The organism is Nitratireductor sp. XY-223, assembly GCF_004959855.1.
Classification (GTDB): domain Bacteria; phylum Pseudomonadota; class Alphaproteobacteria; order Rhizobiales; family Rhizobiaceae; genus Hoeflea_A.
Genome location: NZ_SPNT01000002.1, coordinates 926,426 through 943,320, shown reverse-complemented (window position 1 = coordinate 943,320; position 16,895 = coordinate 926,426). Strand labels below are relative to the sequence as shown.

Genomic DNA, 16,895 nt, shown 5'->3' with positions numbered 1-16,895 from the left:
CAGCATCTCAGCAGTCTGTAAGGTAAATCCCCATGCCTGAAATTTCCAATCAGCTGCCAATACAGAAGTCAGCTCAGAGCTCAACGCAGACTTCCGGCAAGATGCCGAGGCCAGCCCGTATCGGCTCAGCAATACCGCTCCGGGCCGATCCATTGGACATCCGAATAGCGGTCGCCGTGGGCCCAGCCGACGGGCAGGACCGCCTCGATCCGTTCCAGATCTGCTTGTGAGAGCGCCAGTTCGGCACCCGAAACGCATTCCCGCAGATGATCCACCGACCGTGTCCCCGGAATCGGGATGACGTGGTCTCCCCGCGCCAGAAGCCAGGCGTTTGCAAGCCCCGCGGCCGACGCCCCCATCGCTGCGGCGAGGCGCCGGAACCCTTCGGTGAGCCTCAGGTTCACGGAAAGGTTCGGTTCCATGAAACGCGGGTTTCGGGCAAGGAAAGGCACATCCGCGATCCGCTCGGGCGTGATCGGACTGTCCGTCAGCAGCGAACGCCCGACGGGCGAGAAGGCGACAAACGCAACCCCGAGCTCTGCGCAGGCCTGCACCAGTCCAAGGTCGGGAAAACGGGTTGAAAGCGAATATTCGGATTGAACGGCGGCGATCGGATGAACCTTCATCGCGCGCCGCAAGGTCGAGGGCGCAATCTCGGAAAGCCCGATCGCCCGGGTCTTGCCTTTCTCGACAAGCAGGCCGAGGTTGGCGGCCGTTTCCTCGGGCGTGAAACGCGGATCGCGACGGTGGGCATAGAAAAGGTCCACGCAATCCACGCCCAGCCGCTGCAGCGACGCATCCAGCTCCGCTTCAAGGTGCTCCGCGGAATTGTCGAATGCGCGGTTTCCCTCCGCATCGCTGGTAATGGTTGCCTTGGTGGCGATCACGAATTCGTCGCGCGCGCCGGGATGGGCCTTCAGATAGGTCCCGATGGCGTTTTCCGACTTGCCCATGCCGTAGACATTCGCCGTGTCCAGATGGGTGACGCCGAGGTCGCGGCATGCGTCCAGGATCGCATGGCTCTCCGCCTCGTTCGTCGGCCCGTACATGTCGGAAAAGGACATGGCACCATAACCGATCGCCGCGACTTCCGGCCCATTGATACCCAATCTGCGCTTTATCATGCTCGCCCCGAATTCGTTTCTGCCGCGACCCGCAATGTGCGCAGCCGACGATACCAACGGCAGTCGTATCGTCTCGGCCGCTGTTGGTCAAAGACCCTGCTCCGGCTCCGTATCGATATTCTCCGCGTCGAATTCCTTGCTCATCACGTCCGCCTGGATCATGCCCGGCTGGGCCATGCCGATAACGCCGGATGGCACGACCTCGCCGGTTTCCGCCGGCGCTTCGCTGGTGATCCGCCGCGCCAGTGCGATCGCCGCGATGACAATGCCGAGCGCCGCCAGCGAGAGCTGCAGCCCGCGGCCATCGGCGAGGAAGATCATGTTCGGAACAACAAGGATGCCGAAGAACTGTCCGAGCTGCAGCAGGAACGCCATCGTTCCGCTGGCCGGAACGACCTGGCCGGGCTTGAGCTGGTCATTCGCATGGGCGGCGAGGATGGAATAGACCGGCAGCGTCGCAGCGCCGATCACCGCGAAGCCGATCACGATGCGTGACGGCGCCGTGTCGACCGCCATCCAAATGGCCGCCGCCGTGCACACGACCGCGAGGCCGATCACCACGTAGCGCCGGTCCGTGCGGTCGGAAATCCAGCCGACGGGATACTGCACCACCGCCGCCGCGACCATCGCCACGACCAGCGCGCCCGAGGCCTGCGCGTCGGTGAACCCGAGGCTGATCGCATAGAGCGGCAGGGCAATGAACCAGCCGGCAACGCCGGCGCCCATGCAGAAGATGCCGAGCACCGTCAGCGGCGAAACGCGATAGAGCTTGCGCACCGGCATGTTTTCCGGCGCGCTGTATTCCGGTGCCCGGTTGGCCGACAAGAGCAGCGGCACGATCGCCGTCGACATCAGGATCGAGGTCACCCCGAAAAGCATGCTGCCCGACGGATCGGGCACCGCCACCATCGCCGTTCCGAGCGCCGGGCCGGCCGTCTGGATGATGAAGTAGATCGACAGGACCTGGGCGCGGATCTGGTTGCTCGTCTTGGCGTTGAGCCAGCTCTCGGTGATGACGTAGAGGCCGGGGAAACAGGCGCCGGCGAGCAGGCGCATCGCCGCCCAGCTGACCGGGTCGCTGGTCAAGAGATGCACGATCGCCGCCACGGACACCATCGACGCGAGCGCCGAGAACACGCGGATATGGCCGACGCGCTCGATCAGCATCGGGGTCGCAATGGTGCCCAGCAGCGCGCCCAGCGGATAGCAGGCCTGCATGACCGAGATCGTGAAATCGGAAAAGCCGATCGTGGCGCCGCGGATCGTCAGCAGCGTCACCAGCAGGCCGTTGGCGATCATGAGCATGAGCATGCCCAGGAACAGGGCCCAGTTCTCTTTCAGGGCGCGCCACATAAGCGGCTCTCCAGTTGTCGGGTTGCCGATTTAGGGATCGGCCGGCCGGGTCGAAATATGACCCTCTGGAATCGCCATTATCACAAGGCGCGCCGCAACGCGACGGGAAAAATTGGGACGGTCGTATCGATTGGACGACCATCCGATCATGACGCAAGACGACTTTCAGCAGACAGCTATGATGCGATCGCCCGGCTATTGGGATGATTTTTTCGCTGCCCCGCTGATCACCGGCTTCCAGGCGTCGAAGCCGCTTCAGTCGGCAAGTTTGCGGGCCACGTAAAACCCGTAGCTCACGAAAGCCGCGTGGCGCTCGTAGAGATCGATTTCGGACTGCTCCGCCTCGACCAGCGACTTTGCCGCCGGCGCATGATCGTGTTTTTCAAGAAAAGCCCCGAAACGCTCCTGCAGCGGGCGATAGTAATTGTCCAGCCAGCAATATTCGGGCAGGGCGAAATAGCCCAGCGGCACGTAGCCGTGGGTCTCCAGCAGCGCCATTTTTGCCGATGCCGTGTCGACTTCCGGATAGGCGCCGGACCAGTGGTGATCCAGCTCGTCGGGCCGCTCGCTTGTCAGCCATGTCATTTCGGAAACCGCCAGGATTCCGCCAGGCTTGAGAAACCGCCGCCATTCCCGGATGCCGTTCTCGAAACCGACATTGTAAATCGCGCCCTCCGACCACATCGCGTCGAACGAGGAAGGTTCGAATGTCAGGGCGTCCATGGAAGCCGAAACGGCGGTGATCTTCTCGGAAACGCCCCCGGCCTTCGCGCGGCGTTCAAGCTCCTCCAGGAAAGCGGGGAAGAGGTCCACTGCGGTTATGTGCGCGTCAAGGGACTTCGCAAGGGTGATGGCCGACGCCCCCGTCCCGCAGCCGATATCGGCGATCTTGAGACTTTGCCGTCCGCCCAATCCGGACAGGGTGATCGCCAGCCGGGTTTCTGCCTCGCCGCCGGGCCCCAGCCTGCTGGCGTTGCTGTGCAGGTCTACCAGGAGTTCGACATCGTCCACGATTGAGCGCACCTATGATCAAAAATTCCGCCCGGCGACGTTAACACGGCCCTTCGCAATTGTCCGCCATGGACCTGAGGCGTTGCCCCGTCACCGAAAGAAAAACCCCGCCGCGGAAGCCGGGGCAGGGTTTTGATTTCGAACGGCTTCGCTGCGTTACTCGGCGGCATCCACATCGAGCACGCCGCGGCGGATCTGGTCTTCCTCGATCGATTCGAAGAGCGCCCGGAAGTTGCCTTCGCCGAAGCCCTCGTCGCCCTTGCGCTGGATGAACTCGAAGAAGATCGGGCCGATCACCGTCTTGGAGAATATCTGCAGGAGGATCTTGGTCATGCCGCCGTCGACGACGCCTTCGCCGTCGATCAGGATGCCGTGCCTGGCCATCCTCTCGAGCGGCTCGTCATGGCCGTTCACGCGCTCGTAGGACTTCTCGTAATAGGTCTGCGGCGGGCCGGGCATGAATTTCAGCCCGTTGTCGGCCAGTGCGTCCGTCGCCTCGTAGATGTTGTCCGTCCCGACGGCGATGTGCTGGATGCCCTCGCCCCGGTACTTCTTCAGGTATTCCTCGATCTGGCTCTTGTCGTCGGTCGATTCATTGAGCGGAATGCGGATCTTGCCACAGGGGCTGGTGATCGCCCGCGATACGAGGCCGGTGAGCTTGCCTTCGATGTCGAAGAAATGGATCTGCTTGAAGCCGAACATCTCGCGGTAGAAATCCCACCACTTGTCCATATTGCCGCGGAAGACATTGTGAGTCAGGTGGTCGAGATAGTAAAAGCCGACGCCGGTCGGTTGCGGATCGCGCACGCCGAGCCATTCGAATTCGGCGTCGTAGGGCGAACCCTTCTTGCCATAGGTGTCGATGAAATAGAGCAGCGAACCGCCGATGCCGACGATCGCCGGCGCGTCGAGCACCTTGTCGTCACCCTCATAGGGCGTCGCGCCCCTCGCGACGGCGTGGTCGAATGCGTGTTTCGCGTCCACGACGCGCCACGCCATCGACGGCGCGCAAGGTCCGTGCAGGTCGATGAAGCGGTCCGCGAAGGAGCCCTTTTCGGCGTTCAGGATGTAGTTGACGTCGCCCTGGCGCCACACGGTGATGTTCTTGCTCTTGTGGCGGGCGACAGGCGCATAGCCCATGCGCCTGAACAGCTCTTCAAGCTTTTCGGGTTCGGGATGGGCGAATTCGACGAATTCGAAACCATCTGTGCCTGCGGGATTCTCATTGCTGATTTTTGCCGGTGGGGCATCGTGCGGAAACGGACCCATGGGAGCACTCCTCGGTTGATTTGATTTTATGCCATTATTGCGCAATATTTTCGCACAGAGCTTGCAATCTAAGCTGAATTTGAAGAATATTTGCGCAAACTATGCATAAAATCGAGAATAGGTGCATGAACTATGCTTGATCAATTCGACCGCCGGATCCTCGAGGAACTGCAGAAGGACGCGCGGCTGACCAATGGCGACCTGTCGGAGCGCGTCAATCTCTCGCCGTCACAGTGCTCGCGCCGGCGCATCCGGCTTGAGGACGACGGCTATATCAGGGGTTATTTCGCCGGCCTCGACCGGACCCGGCTCGGCCTCGGTATCGTCAATATCATCACCGTCACGCTCGACACCCACAACCGCGACAATGCGCGGCGCTTTGCGGAACTGATCGATCGCCTGCCGGAGGTGCTTGAGGCGCACACGCTGACCGGCGAGATGGATTACATGCTCAAGGTGGTGACCGTCGACCTGAAGGCCCTGTCCGGGTTCGTCAACGACATCCTGCTGCCCCACAAATCGGTCCGGCACGTCAAATCGGCCATCGTGCTGGAAACCCTCAAGGACACCCACGCCCTGCCGCTGGATTGATTGAAGAACAAACCGGGCTCCGGAACTTCGCTGATCGTTGCGCGCGCTCTAGACAGTTACAAAATAAAACCGTTGCATGCGCCCGCGTCGAACGACGGAAATTCGACAAAAGGAAAAAGGAACAGGGATACATTGGGCGCAACGACGCCGCTGCCGATCCTGTGCTGCGGAACCGCGGCCGCGGATCAATCATATCGATATCGATATGCGTTTGGCGGTTTTTTTCATTTTACCTTCCCATTTCAAACTGCTTTCATGGCCACGTTGCGATGGACGATGCGGCAGGCAAAGGTGACCCGGTAAGTGAAAATGTCCGCGCCGATCAACGGGCCGAATGCCGGCAGCGAAGCCGCGGCGCCGGGCCGGGTCCGGTTCAATTCGAAATAGAGGTTGAAGGATACCGCTTCGGACAATGTCCGGCGGCACCGCCAGGATAAACAACGTTTCTCGGATCTCAGGGAGGATACTGATGAAGAAACGCACTTTGATGAAATCGCTCGCCGCAGCCGCGGTCATGGCCGCCGGTCTTGGCGCAGGCACCTTGCCGTCGCTTGCCCAGGAAGTCACGCTGCGCCTGCACCAGTTCCTGCCGCCGCAGGCCAATGTGCCGAAGAACGTGCTGATGCCGTGGGCGGAAGACGTCGAGAAGGCGTCGGACGGCCGCATAAAGGTCGAAGTCTTCAGCGCCATGGCGCTCGGCGGAACGCCACCCCAGCTCATCGACCAGGCCCGCGACGGTGTCGTCGACATTGTCTGGACGCTTCCCGGCTATACGCCCGGCCGCTTCCCGCGCGCCGAGGTGTTCGAGCTTCCCTTCATGATGACCAACGCCGAAGCCGCTTCCCGCGCCTACTGGGAACTGTTCGAATCGGACATGAAGGACAACGACTTCAAGGACCTCAAGATCCTCGGCACCTGGGTGCACGGGCCCGGCATGTTCCATGTCCAGGGCGACGGCATCGCCAAGCTCGAGGACATGCAGGGCAAGAAGCTGCGCGGACCGACACGCGTCATCAACGGCCTGCTTTCGGAAATGGGCGCGACCCCGGTCGGCATGCCGGTTCCGGCCATTCCCGAGGCGCTGTCGAAGGGCGTCATCGACGGCACGGTCATTCCGTGGGAAGTCACGCCGGCCCTGAAAATTCCGGAGCTCGTCAACACCCATACGGAATTCTCCGGTGACAAGGCGCTCTACACCGCCGTCTTCGTGCTTGCGATGAACAAGGCGAAATATGACAGCCTGCCGGACGATCTGAAGAAGATCCTCGACGACAATTCCGGCCTGGAATTCTCGGCTTTCGCCGGACGCACCATGCAGGAATTCGACGCGCCGGGCCGCGCCGCGGCAGAAAAGACGGACAACAAGATCATTGTCCTCGATGCCGCCGAAGTCGCCCGCTGGAAAGAGGCGTCGAAGCCGGTCATCGAGAACTGGATCGCCGAGATGGATGCCAAGGGCATTGACGGCCGCGATCTTTACCAGCGCGCCCAGGCGGCGATCGAGAAGAACACCAACTAGGATTGCCATTGACGGGGGCGCGTGAACGTCGCACGCCCCCGCCGACAATCGCCGCAAGAGCACGGCATACGGGATTTCAACAGCGCGACTTTCCATGACGCAACCGGCGCAATATGCTGCAGCCGGTACCGCAAATCTGCGGCAATCGGCATTCGGAACGCGCGCGCGTGCCGCCGCACGGTAAGGGGGCGTAAGGGATAAAAATGTCGGAGCGTATTGAACGCTGGGTCGAGGCACTGGCCCGCCTGACCGCCCTTGCGGGGGGCCTCGTCCTCACCGCGCTTGTCGTCATAACCGTCATATCGGTCACCGGCCGGGCGCTCGTCTTTGCCGGGCTTGCGCCGGTCCCCGGCGATTTCGAGCTCGTCGAGGCAGGCACGGCCTTCGCCGTCTTCGCCTTCCTGCCCTGGTGCCACCTGAAGCGCGGCAATGCCGTTGTCGAGGTGCTGACCATGCATTTTAGCGACACCGCCAACCGCTTTATCGAGGTTGTTTCCAATCTGATGATGCTGGTGCTTGCGCTGCTGATCTGCTGGCGCCACTGGCTCGGAACGCTCGACAAACAGAGCTACCAGGAAACCACCTTCATCCTGCAGTTCCCCATCTGGTGGGCCTATGCTGCCGGTCTCTTCGGAGCCGTTGTCTTTGTTATCGTGTCGGTCTGGTGTTTCTGGCGCAGCATCGTCGAATACCGGTCCGGCTCGAACGTGCCGATCAGCGGGGAACTGTCGTGAACAATCTCGAAATCGGCATCTGGTCGTTTCCCGTTCTCCTGATCCTGATCTTCCTGCGCATTCCCATCGGCCTCGCGATGCTGGCCGTCGGCGTGCTCGGCAGCTACATGATCAACGGTTCCTTCCTGATGATTTTCGGGCAGTTGAAGAACCAGACCTACGGCACCTTCTCCAGCTATTCGCTGTCGATCGTGCCCCTGTTCCTGCTGATGGGCCAGTTCGCCCGGCTCGGCGGCATGTCGACGGCGCTGTTCCACGCGGCCGAGACCTGGCTCGGACACCGGCGCGGCGGCGTTGCCATGGCCGCGGTCGGCGCCTGCGCCGGTTTCGGCTCCATCTGCGGATCGTCGCTCGCCACCGCAGCCACCATGGGCCAGGTCGCGCTGCCGGAACTCAAGCGCTACGGCTTTTCCGGCCCGCTCGCCACCGGAACGCTGGCGGCCGGCGGCACATTGGGCATCCTGATCCCGCCTTCCGTGGTGCTGGTCATCTACGCGATCCTCACCGAGCAGAACATCGCCAAGCTCTTCGTCGCAGCCGTTGTTCCGGGCGTACTCGCCGCCGTCGGCTACATGCTGGCCATATCGCTCTATGTGCGCATCCGCCCGAATTCCGCCGGCACGCGCGAGCGCGTGCCCTATGGGGAACGCTTCCGCGCATTGCTCTCGGTGTGGCCGGTGCTTGTCGTCTTCCTGCTGGTGGTGGGCGGCATCTACATGGGCATCTTCACCCCGACCGAGGCCGCCGCGGTCGGCGCCGCCGGCACCGGGCTGATCGCCCTCTTCAATCGCGGCCTGACCTGGTCGACGCTCAAATCGTCGATCCTCGACACCGCCAATTCGACGGGCATGATCTTCCTGATCATTCTCGGCGCCGCGATCTACAACGGCTTCCTTGCACTTTCGCAGCTGCCGCAGGAAGCGGCGCTTTACGTTACCGAGCAGGGCTTTTCGCCCTGGCTGGTGCTGTCGATCATCCTGCTCTTGTACCTGGTCTTCGGCTGCGTGATGGATTCCCTGTCGATGATCCTGCTGACAGTTCCGATCTTCTTTCCGATCGCCATCGGCCTCGACTTCGGCCTGCCGCCGGAGGAGTTCGCGCTGTGGTTCGGCATCCTCGTCCTGATTGTCGTCGAAGTCGGCCTGATCACGCCGCCGGTCGGCATGAATCTTTTCGTCATCAACTCGATGGCGCCGGACATTCCGCTCGGCCAGACCTATCGCGGCGTCTTCCCCTTCGTTGCGACCGATCTCATCCGCGTGGTCATCCTGGCGCTGTTCCCGTTCATCACGCTGGGGCTGGTGCGCTGGCTGTATTGAGGCGGCCCATACTCGATCGGTTAGGAATTCACCGGGGCTCCCTGATCCACCCGTCGGCGAACGCGATCCGGTCGCAGCCGCTAAAGCGCCGCACCCGCTCAAGCTCGGCCTCGAGCCGGCCGAAGCGGCCGCGCCCGAGCCGCACCTTCGGCTCCAGCCACAGCGCCGTGACATCCAGCACCCCGGCGTCGCGCCGGCACTTCATGTCGATGCGCCCGATCAGCCGGTCCCCTTCCAGTAGCGGGAAGACGTAGTAGCCGTATTTGCGCTTGTGCGCCGGCACGAAGACCTCGATCCGGTAGTTGAAGCCGAAGAGCCGCTCGGCGCGGTTGCGGTCGCGGATCATCGGATCGAACGGGCTAAGCACGCGGATGCGGCGCGGCGGCTCGCCGGCCGCTTCCGCCTGTTCGTCAAGGTCCGGACGGGCAAAGACTTTATGGGACCGGCCATCCGCCGTCTCGAGCATGACGGGAACAAGGTCCTTGCCGAGCCTGCGCGCGCACCAGGCCTTTGCCTCGGCCGGCGTGACGCCGTCCCAGAAGGCGGCCAGTTCGCCAGAGGTCGCGAAGCCGAGCCGGTCGAGGGCGCTGGCGCAGGCCCAGTCGACGGACTCGGCTTCGTCAGGCCGGTGTTGGCGGTGTTCTTCGGCAATCACCCGCTCGGCAAGATCGTAGACCTTCTGGAAGCCTTCGCGCCGGCAAACCGCGAGCCGTCCCGTGCGCCACAGATATTCCAGCGCCGTCTTCGACGGATGCCAGTCCCACCAGCCGCCAATCGATTTCTTCTCGCCGTCCCCCATCTCGCGCGACATGGCCGGGCCGTTTTCTCCGATATGGGCGAGCACGTCGTCGAACTTTTCCTCAAATCCGTCGCGGCGCCACTTTCGCCATTGCTCCTTGAGCTGCGCCTCGTGGCGCGCGAAACGCATGTTCCAGTGCGGGTAGAAGCGCGTCGGTATGACCGCCGCGTCATGGGTCCAGTGCTCGAACAGCGAGCGCTCCTCCTCCAGCAGCGATTTGAGCTGGGCCGGACGATAGCACTGGCGGCGCGAGAACAGGATCAGATCATGCGCCCGCGCCACCGTGTTGATGCTGTCCACCTGGACAAAGCCGAGCCGTTCGATCAGCGCCTGCAACTCCGCCAGCGCCAAGCGCTTCGACGGATCCTCTGCAAGGCCGTGGCGATCGAGGAACAGGCGCCGGGCGGCGGCGTTCGAAAGGCGCATTGGGGTGTTGGTCGTGATCGCTGGCATCGGGGCGGTTCCTGACTGAAACAAAACAGGAACAAACGATAGTACGAGTCGCACGCCAGGGGAAGTGCCCGGATGCCGTGTTGCATAAATTTATTGTCCCGCTAGGCTGCCCCGACATTTCCTGCAAATCACCTGGCGGGTCGGGAGAAATCAGCCTTGCACAATCTTCTGCTGCGCCAGAACCGCAATTACCGCCTGCTTTTCACGGGAAGCGCCCTGTCCAATCTTGGCGACGGCATTGCCGCGCTGGCCTTCCCGTGGCTTGCCACGATGATCAGCAGCAATCCGATCCACATCGCGATCGTCGCTTTCGCGACACGGCTGCCCTGGTTCCTGCTCGCCCTGCCGGCCGGCGTCATCACGGACCGGGCCGACCGGCAGCGCCTGATGGTTGGCGCTGACATCATCCGCCTGCTCCTCAGTCTCGGCGTGGTCGGCATCATCCTCGGTTCACCGGCCCTGCCCCTCGCGGAAGAAAGCGGCCTCAGGCTGCCGCTGATCCTTGCCCTCGCCAGCGTCGCGTTTTTCCTCGGCACGGCGGAAGTGTTTCGCGACAACACGGCGCAGACTGTCCTGCCGATGATCGTCGAACCGAAGGACCTGGAAAGCGCCAACGGCCAGATCTGGAGCATCGAGCAGGTCATGGGCTCCTTTGTCGGCCCGCCGGTCGCGGGCCTGTTGATTGCCCTGGCGGTCCCGGCCCCGTTCGGCTTCGACGCGGTCATGTTCGCCCTGTCGGCCTGGTGCCTGTGGCTCATCGCTTTCCCGCTGCGCAAGGAAATCCGCGCCCGCGCCGGTTTCCTCGCCGAATTCAAGGACGGGTTGCGCTGGATCGCCCGCCACGCGCTCATCTTGAGGCTCGCCGTCATGCTTGGCGTCCTCAATGCATTGCACACCATGACGCTCACCATCCTGGTCCTCTACGCGCAGGAAGTCCTGTTGACCTCGGCATTCGGCTACGGGCTGTTGCTGACCGCCGGCGCAGCCGGCGGCGTCCTCGGCGGTCTTGTCTGCCCGGCCATTGCGCGGCGGATCGGCAACGGCGCGAGCCTGTTCGTGGCGTTGAGCATCTTTCCGCTGCCCTATCTGGTGATCGCCGCAACCTCGTCCGCCTATCTTGTTGCCGTTGCGCTGTTTGTCGAAATGCTGGCGGCACTGCTTTGGAACGTCGTGACGGTTTCATACCGCCAACGCACCATACCCAATGCGCTGCTGGGCCGCGTCAACGGCATCTACCGCTTTCTCGGCTGGGGCATGATGCCCCTCGGTGCCCTCGCGGCGGGCCTGATCGTTTCCGGTGCCGAACCCGGAATCGGCCGCGAAGCGGCGCTGCGATTGCCGTTCCTGTGCGCGTCGCTGGGATGCGGGATTCTGCTCGCCTATGCCGCCTTCAGGCTGCGGTTTCCCCGGCAGGACGCGGACTGATCCCGCCTGAGGAGCCAGCCGGCCAAATCGCAAAAAACCCGTTTCTGTGAGTTTTCACACATACAGGCACAATTTCGCCATGCAGCATCAATTGCCGCTGAAGTCCTCTCAAGGTGAAATTATGAAGTTCCTGGCCGAAGAAGAAATCAACGTCGAAATTCTGCGCAACGCCTACACGGCATGGCACGAAACGGGAGGCGACACCGCGGTGTGGGCCGACGTGTTCGCCGACCGGGTCGACTGGGGATCGTCCGCCGAGGCCGTACCGGAACTGGTTTTCACCCGCCAGCGCGCACCGAAGCAGGAGGTCATCGATTACTACGAGGGCCTGGCAAACGACTGGTCGATGGAATTTTACCGGGTCAACGAATTCATCGCCCGCGGCAGTCGCGTGATTGCCTTCGGCGAATGCTCATTCACGCACCGGCGCACCGGCCGCAACGTCACCGGTCCGAAGATCGACCTGTGGCTGTTCGAGGACGGCAAGGCGACGGAATTCATGGAATACTGAGCCTTCAGTCCAGCCAAACGGGACTGCCTCGTACAGTATTCTCGATGCGGCATATGGCGATTGCAGGAGCAGACCTTGATGACGACTTTCAGTTCGGTAACAAGTCAAAGCAGCCTGACCGACGTCCTGAAGGCGTTTCCAAAAAACTCCGAAAAACTGATGCGTTTGGCCCATGACGTGATGGCCGAACCGGGAGCGCTTTCAAGAGGCGAACGTGAGGCCATCGCGGCCCTCGTTTCGGGGCTGAATGGCGTGGGATACTGCGCTTTCTATCACGCTATCTTTTCCGAAGTCTTTTCCGGACCGGACAGGGACACCGGCCAAAGGCTTGCGCCTTTGATGACCTATGCACGGCATCTGTGCCAGGGTACCGGCGACGAGGTTGACGCAGCATTTCAAGCCGCGCTCGATTCGGGCTGGAGCGAACAGGCCATATATGAAGTTGTCGAGGTGTGCGGCCTGTTCAATTACATCAACTGCATTGTACGCGCCGCAAAGCTGCCGGCCCCGCAAGCGCGACCGAAACATTTGCCGACCCCAGACGAACTGGCCGGTTCCTACACAACGTGGGCGGACATGGTCGGTCAGAAATAGCCCACCGGGGATCAGCGAATTTGCAGCGCGACACTAAAGAAGTGTCTCGACGCCGCGATCGTCGGCGTTATCAGGGTCTTGCGGTGCTCATCAGTGCGGGCGAGCAGGTACCCTTGGCCCGCAAGTTCGACCCCAATTCGACAGATTGGATGCGACGCAATTCCGAGCTACTTGCCGTCCTTTGTCGGGAATTTGAACCCGACATAGGTTCCCGAACTCAATCCCATCAACCCCAGCAGGGTTGCCGAGAATTCGGGCATGCTCAGTTTGTCCACAACGGAAGCGACGAACACCAATATCAGGGCCAGCGTCCATCCGACCATCTGGAACCTGGCCAGGGATAACTCACCACCCGAACTGACAATATCGCGAAAGAAATTTTGGCTGGCACGGACCGGCGCGTCGCTGGTAGTGGCTGCAAGGTAGTCTATCTTCTTGCTCAATTCCGTTTCTTTTTCTTCGCGTTTCATTTAAAGTCTGGCCGACTTTGCTGGATCATTTTTGACATCGTCCGACGCCAGCATTTGGTTCAACTTCGAGATTTCTTCTTGCAGCAATTGTCTCTGTTTGATCAGTTCGGAGCGATTGGCGGCCTCCGATGTCTGTTTCGAAACGGTGATCGCAGCGGCGAATACCCCCGTTGCACTGCTTATTCCGATAAGACCGAGGACACCTGGTGTGAGCAGGTCAATCCTGTCGGTAACCAGCCAAAGGTACAAAAAGGCGGCAAAAATTGGGAAAAACCATGCCGCCATTTGCGTCTTCCCAAGGCTGTAGGGCCGCTTGCCCAAATCCGGCAAGGGACCTGGATCACGCAGAAGATCAGTTTTGGCGGTAAGAATTACGAACAGTAGAAAGACACCCGCGAACAATATCGCGGCCACGGTTGTATGCACTATCGACGCGGCTCTGATTCCGATTTCCCCACTGCCATATTCCCGTCCGCTGGTCTCGAGCACCACCGCCATCTCTTTTTTCTGGGAATCGTAGAGCCTCGTGCGCGGCAGAACGGATAGCCACGAGGCAAAATTTTCCTGTTTTGCCGGATCCCGTTCCAGGTTGAATTTCAGCCTTTTCCCATCTGGAGAGACACGGGCATAGTTGCCGAAGAGCAGATGGCCGTCGAGCGACAGTATCAGTTTTTCAGCAATATGCTCCCGGCTGTTTTCTGCTTCCCAGGAAACGAGATCGCCTCCTACAACGTCGACCGTAACCTCGTCCCCGATCTGACATACTTTCTGATTCTCTATGCCCCTAATCGTTGTTGTGCGCACCTCGTCACCTGACAGCAAACATCTGAAATTGCCAAATTTCAGCTCCTGCGCTGACCCTGAAACACTGAATACCAGGCAAAGTGCAACGGCGATCATCAAACAGATCGGCATACGCCATATACTGGACATTTCAGAAATCCCTCCCAGTCGAAACTCAATATCGGGAGGCCGCGCCTCGGACCGCGCGGCCCCAATCGTACATGCGACTACTGCTCAGAAGCGCCGACATCGACCTCTAGAATGACCGGAACATGATCGGATGCTTTCGGGCTGTCCTCGCCAACGTCATCGAATCGTTCGACCTCGACCTCCTCCGCACGCCAGGGCAGACCGTTCAGAACACGGTCGGGTACCGGATTGCCCGAGTTGTCGTCGAGCACCCCGGACATCAGCATGTAGTCGAGTTGGCGGTAACGACCCTTTCTTGCCCAGTAGTGTGTCCATCGATCGGACTCAGGCAGACGCGCCATCGGATCGACCAGGCCGTTATGATCAAGCAGCGCCCCGAGCGCGGTGCTGGTGCCGTCCTCTTCCTGCGGATAGTCGTTCAAATCGCCAAGGACAATGATGTTGCCATCCAGCTCCGGCCCGTAGTCGGCTTCGATAATGTTTTGGACACCCTCTGCCTGTTCCAGCCTGCGGTTGCGTGTCGCATTTCGCCCGCCCATCATCGATTTGAAGTGGTTTCCGTAAAGGCTCAGTATTTCCCCGCCGATTTCGAAATCCACCCGCATGCAGTCTCGCGAGAAGAGCCACCACGAGTTGGCTGAATTTCTCTCGTGCCGTGAAGACCGCATGAATTTGACGGGCATGCGCGACAGGAAGGCAACGTCGATCGCCCGCGGATCGTTCCCGTCAACCAGTGTTTTGTAGCGGTAACGCCTTGACGAACTCCAGCCCAGAAATTCGGAGTTGAACTTCTCAAGCACCGGAAGACTTTCCACTTCCTGCAGGCAGATAATGTCAGCGTCCGCTGCCTTTATCGCCTGCGCCGTGATGCGTTTTGAGCGCGTACTCAGAATATCAAAACTGATTTCGTTGATTGTAAATCCGTGGCGTGGCGCAATTCCTTCATTGAACTTGTACCGCGCAAACAGGTTCTCGCAGTTAAAAGTCGCAATTCTGACCGTGGTCATGCTGTCCCTCCCTGTTGTTCCGCGCATAACGTTTGGATTCAGTCCAAACGCCGATCGAACCAATGCTGTCAGCAGCGATGTATTGTGTCCCGGGCGCTGCGATTGCTCTGTGGTCTAGCTCACACTACTGAAACAAATGCGTGTAGAGGCAGTTGAGATTCGCCAATCGCGGGAAAGTCCGCGTACGGAATGGGATTGTTGGCTGTAAATGGACCGGACGGTGTTCGGATTGTTTGGGAGGGATTTCAGACCTGGACTTCAGCCATTGATTCAAAGGCGGTGATTGCGGGTCTGCCGCAAGTGAACATTCATGATATCGAACGCCGTAACCTGTGTTTGGTCACGACCCCGCCTGACTCATGATCCTTGAAGAATCGTGAAGACGCCAGACTTCCTGCTCGTCGAAGCCCCTGATCTGACGCTTGCCGAGGCTGTCCAGTTCGAACTGCTCGCGCAGCACCACCGCCATGTCGTCCTGCACGCTGATCTGCATGGGCTCGGAGAACTCCTGCAGCCTGGATGCGAGATTCACCGCCGGGCCGAAAATGTCGTAAACGTATTTCTGGATGCCGACCACCGATCCGACTACCGCGCCGGTTGCAAGTCCGATCCGGCACCGCCACTGGTTCGGATGGCTGCTGTTGCGCCGCTCCAGGTAGCGGATGAAACGGATCGCCGCGTTGGCGGCGGCCTTGGCATGGTCCGGCGTCGGATCCGGCAGGCCCGCAACCGTGATATAGGCGTCGCCGATGGTCTTGATCCGCTCGCAGCCGAACTGTTCGCCGATGCGGTCGAAGGCGCTGTAGATGTCGTTGAGCTCGGTGACCGTGACGCTCGGATCGGCGGAGGCGACCATGTCGGTAAATCCGACAAAATCGAGCATCAGCACCGAGACCGGATCGTAGAGCTGCGGGGTGACGACACCGAAGGTCTTGAATTCCTCATAGACCGCGCGCGGCATGATGTTGAGAAGCAGTTTCTCGACCTGCTCCTTCTCGCGCTTGATTTCGCGGTTGTTGCGCTCGACCATCATCGAATAGGAATCGATCATCGATTCCAGCTCGCGGATGCGGGTGATGTTCTGACACACCAGAACGGCGATTTCCTGCTCGCCCTCGAGGGTCGGCGTGAAATCGACCGCGACCACCATCGTCCGGCGCTTTTTCTTGAACCGCGTCTCGGCCGTGTAGCGCCTGTTCTCCCGCAATCCGGTCCTGAGGGCGTCAATGTCGAGTTCCGTCAGGACGTCGTTGAGCTTCGCACCTTCCTCGGGCGCTCCGAACCACTCCTCGAACGTGTCGTTGTGGAAGTGGAACGAGAAGCTCTTGACGTCGAGAAGGGCAACGCCCACGCCGATGGCGCGCAAAAGCTGTTCATTGATGGCTTCGATGGACATAGACCTAATCCACGATCAGTTTTCGTCTGTTTTCGAATTCCTGCAGCACCGCACCGATATCCTCGGTATCGAAACCGTGATCTTCCAGCGTTTCACCCAGCACGACCTTCAGCTCGTCGAAATGGCTGTGCTCGATCGGCAGATGAGAATGCAGTTGCCGGAGCTGGTTGTCCGAATAGGACGCCGGACCGCCGAGCAGGGAGGCCATGAACTTGGTCTGGTGGTCGACCATCCGCGACATGTCGATATCGTCGAAAAACGGCCCGATATCGTCGCTGTCCAGCAGCGTGTCGTAAAACGCCAGGACAACCCGGCTAATCTTGGAGAAACCGCCGTATTTTTCAAAGAGTGTCTGCTCGCTCATCGATCCATGCCCCCTGTGGCATA

Annotated in this window: 18 protein-coding genes; 7 read left to right on the top strand and 11 right to left on the bottom strand. The window is 60.7% G+C overall.

Features of this window, described 5'->3' with window-relative positions:
• Positions 1 to 125: 125 nt before the first annotated feature.
• The 4 genes from E4M07_RS11025 to hppD form a co-directional block, all read right to left on the bottom strand.
• Positions 126 to 1,124 carry an aldo/keto reductase gene (locus E4M07_RS11025; RefSeq protein ID WP_136658339.1) on the bottom strand — a complete coding sequence of 333 codons (999 nt, stop codon included), beginning with the start codon at positions 1,122 to 1,124 and terminating at the stop codon, positions 126 to 128.
• Positions 1,125 to 1,211: 87 nt separating this feature from the next.
• The gene (locus E4M07_RS11020) at positions 1,212 to 2,477 is read right to left on the bottom strand and encodes an MFS transporter (protein ID WP_136658338.1); all 1,266 of its coding nucleotides are present in this window, start codon (positions 2,475 to 2,477) and stop codon (positions 1,212 to 1,214) included.
• A gap of 255 nt (positions 2,478 to 2,732) precedes the next feature.
• Positions 2,733 to 3,488, bottom strand: a complete 756-nt coding sequence (locus E4M07_RS11015; RefSeq protein ID WP_136658337.1) for a class I SAM-dependent methyltransferase — start codon at positions 3,486 to 3,488, stop codon at positions 2,733 to 2,735.
• 156 nt (positions 3,489 to 3,644) lie between these two features.
• Positions 3,645 to 4,757, bottom strand: a complete 1,113-nt coding sequence (gene hppD / locus E4M07_RS11010; protein ID WP_136658336.1) for a 4-hydroxyphenylpyruvate dioxygenase — start codon at positions 4,755 to 4,757, stop codon at positions 3,645 to 3,647.
• Between the two features lie 132 nt (positions 4,758 to 4,889).
• Here hppD and E4M07_RS11005 point away from each other — a divergent pair, with 132 nt between their 5' ends.
• The gene (locus tag E4M07_RS11005) at positions 4,890 to 5,348 is read left to right on the top strand and encodes an Lrp/AsnC family transcriptional regulator (RefSeq protein WP_136658335.1); all 459 of its coding nucleotides are present in this window, start codon (positions 4,890 to 4,892) and stop codon (positions 5,346 to 5,348) included.
• A gap of 242 nt (positions 5,349 to 5,590) precedes the next feature.
• On the opposite strand, the gene E4M07_RS29070 is transcribed toward E4M07_RS11005, so the two are convergent.
• Positions 5,591 to 5,761: a hypothetical protein gene (locus E4M07_RS29070; RefSeq protein ID WP_169054167.1), complete on the bottom strand. Its 171-nt coding sequence runs from the start codon at positions 5,759 to 5,761 to the stop codon at positions 5,591 to 5,593.
• 56 nt (positions 5,762 to 5,817) lie between these two features.
• Between E4M07_RS29070 and E4M07_RS11000 the strand changes: the two genes are divergently transcribed.
• From E4M07_RS11000 to E4M07_RS10990, 3 genes are all read left to right on the top strand, one after another.
• The gene (locus E4M07_RS11000; RefSeq protein ID WP_136658334.1) at positions 5,818 to 6,867 is read left to right on the top strand and encodes a TRAP transporter substrate-binding protein; all 1,050 of its coding nucleotides are present in this window, start codon (positions 5,818 to 5,820) and stop codon (positions 6,865 to 6,867) included.
• Positions 6,868 to 7,070: 203 nt separating this feature from the next.
• Positions 7,071 to 7,601: a TRAP transporter small permease gene (locus E4M07_RS10995; RefSeq protein WP_136658333.1), complete on the top strand. Its 531-nt coding sequence runs from the start codon at positions 7,071 to 7,073 to the stop codon at positions 7,599 to 7,601.
• Positions 7,598 to 8,920, top strand: a complete 1,323-nt coding sequence (locus E4M07_RS10990; protein ID WP_136658332.1) for a TRAP transporter large permease — start codon at positions 7,598 to 7,600, stop codon at positions 8,918 to 8,920. The genes E4M07_RS10995 and E4M07_RS10990 overlap by 4 nt, the downstream gene beginning before the upstream one ends.
• 28 nt (positions 8,921 to 8,948) lie before the next feature.
• On the opposite strand, the gene E4M07_RS10985 is transcribed toward E4M07_RS10990, so the two are convergent.
• Positions 8,949 to 10,172 carry a crosslink repair DNA glycosylase YcaQ family protein gene (locus E4M07_RS10985; RefSeq protein ID WP_246660414.1) on the bottom strand — a complete coding sequence of 408 codons (1,224 nt, stop codon included), beginning with the start codon at positions 10,170 to 10,172 and terminating at the stop codon, positions 8,949 to 8,951.
• 156 nt (positions 10,173 to 10,328) lie between these two features.
• Here E4M07_RS10985 and E4M07_RS10980 point away from each other — a divergent pair, with 156 nt between their 5' ends.
• The 3 genes from E4M07_RS10980 to E4M07_RS10970 all read left to right on the top strand — a co-directional run bounded on the left by E4M07_RS10980 (position 10,329) and on the right by E4M07_RS10970 (position 12,702).
• Positions 10,329 to 11,597 (top strand): MFS transporter, encoded by a 1,269-nt coding sequence (locus E4M07_RS10980; protein WP_136658331.1) that lies wholly within the window; start codon positions 10,329 to 10,331, stop codon positions 11,595 to 11,597.
• Between the two features lie 121 nt (positions 11,598 to 11,718).
• A complete protein-coding gene (locus tag E4M07_RS10975; protein WP_169054166.1) occupies positions 11,719 to 12,108 on the top strand; it encodes a nuclear transport factor 2 family protein in 390 nt (129 codons plus the stop codon).
• Positions 12,109 to 12,168: 60 nt separating this feature from the next.
• Positions 12,169 to 12,702, top strand: coding sequence for a hypothetical protein (locus E4M07_RS10970; protein WP_136658329.1), 534 nt, complete (start codon positions 12,169 to 12,171; stop codon positions 12,700 to 12,702).
• Between the two features lie 167 nt (positions 12,703 to 12,869).
• On the opposite strand, the gene E4M07_RS10965 is transcribed toward E4M07_RS10970, so the two are convergent.
• From E4M07_RS10965 to E4M07_RS10945, 5 genes are all read right to left on the bottom strand, one after another.
• Entirely contained in the window at positions 12,870 to 13,172 is a 303-nt protein-coding gene (locus E4M07_RS10965; RefSeq protein WP_136658328.1) for a hypothetical protein, read from the bottom strand.
• Entirely contained in the window at positions 13,173 to 14,105 is a 933-nt protein-coding gene (locus tag E4M07_RS10960) for a hypothetical protein (RefSeq protein WP_136658327.1), read from the bottom strand.
• Between the two features lie 77 nt (positions 14,106 to 14,182).
• A complete protein-coding gene (locus tag E4M07_RS10955; protein WP_169054165.1) occupies positions 14,183 to 15,112 on the bottom strand; it encodes an endonuclease/exonuclease/phosphatase family protein in 930 nt (309 codons plus the stop codon).
• Positions 15,113 to 15,452: 340 nt separating this feature from the next.
• A complete protein-coding gene (locus E4M07_RS10950) occupies positions 15,453 to 16,508 on the bottom strand; it encodes an adenylate/guanylate cyclase domain-containing protein (RefSeq protein WP_136658325.1) in 1,056 nt (351 codons plus the stop codon).
• A 4-nt stretch (positions 16,509 to 16,512) separates the two neighbouring features.
• On the bottom strand, positions 16,513 to 16,872 hold the full coding sequence (locus tag E4M07_RS10945) for a group 1 truncated hemoglobin (protein ID WP_136658324.1): 360 nt from the start codon (positions 16,870 to 16,872) through the stop codon (positions 16,513 to 16,515).
• Positions 16,873 to 16,895: the final 23 nt, after the last annotated feature.

Excerpts from the sequence above, each read along its gene's own strand:
- E4M07_RS11025 (WP_136658339.1), bottom strand. The coding sequence starts at position 1,124 with ATGATAAAGCGCAGATTGGGTATCAATGGGCCGGAAGTCGCGGCGATC.
- E4M07_RS11020 (WP_136658338.1), bottom strand. The coding sequence starts at position 2,477 with ATGTGGCGCGCCCTGAAAGAGAACTGGGCCCTGTTCCTGGGCATGCTC.
- hppD (WP_136658336.1), bottom strand. The coding sequence starts at position 4,757 with ATGGGTCCGTTTCCGCACGATGCCCCACCGGCAAAAATCAGCAATGAG.
- E4M07_RS11005 (WP_136658335.1), top strand. The coding sequence starts at position 4,890 with ATGCTTGATCAATTCGACCGCCGGATCCTCGAGGAACTGCAGAAGGAC.
- E4M07_RS11000 (WP_136658334.1), top strand. The coding sequence starts at position 5,818 with ATGAAGAAACGCACTTTGATGAAATCGCTCGCCGCAGCCGCGGTCATG.
- E4M07_RS10995 (WP_136658333.1), top strand. The coding sequence starts at position 7,071 with ATGTCGGAGCGTATTGAACGCTGGGTCGAGGCACTGGCCCGCCTGACC.
- E4M07_RS10985 (WP_246660414.1), bottom strand. The coding sequence starts at position 10,172 with ATGCCAGCGATCACGACCAACACCCCAATGCGCCTTTCGAACGCCGCC.
- E4M07_RS10975 (WP_169054166.1), top strand. The coding sequence starts at position 11,719 with ATGAAGTTCCTGGCCGAAGAAGAAATCAACGTCGAAATTCTGCGCAAC.
- E4M07_RS10965 (WP_136658328.1), bottom strand. The coding sequence starts at position 13,172 with ATGAAACGCGAAGAAAAAGAAACGGAATTGAGCAAGAAGATAGACTAC.
- E4M07_RS10960 (WP_136658327.1), bottom strand. The coding sequence starts at position 14,105 with ATGTCCAGTATATGGCGTATGCCGATCTGTTTGATGATCGCCGTTGCA.
- E4M07_RS10955 (WP_169054165.1), bottom strand. The coding sequence starts at position 15,112 with ATGACCACGGTCAGAATTGCGACTTTTAACTGCGAGAACCTGTTTGCG.
- E4M07_RS10950 (WP_136658325.1), bottom strand. The coding sequence starts at position 16,508 with ATGTCCATCGAAGCCATCAATGAACAGCTTTTGCGCGCCATCGGCGTG.
- E4M07_RS10945 (WP_136658324.1), bottom strand. The coding sequence starts at position 16,872 with ATGAGCGAGCAGACACTCTTTGAAAAATACGGCGGTTTCTCCAAGATT.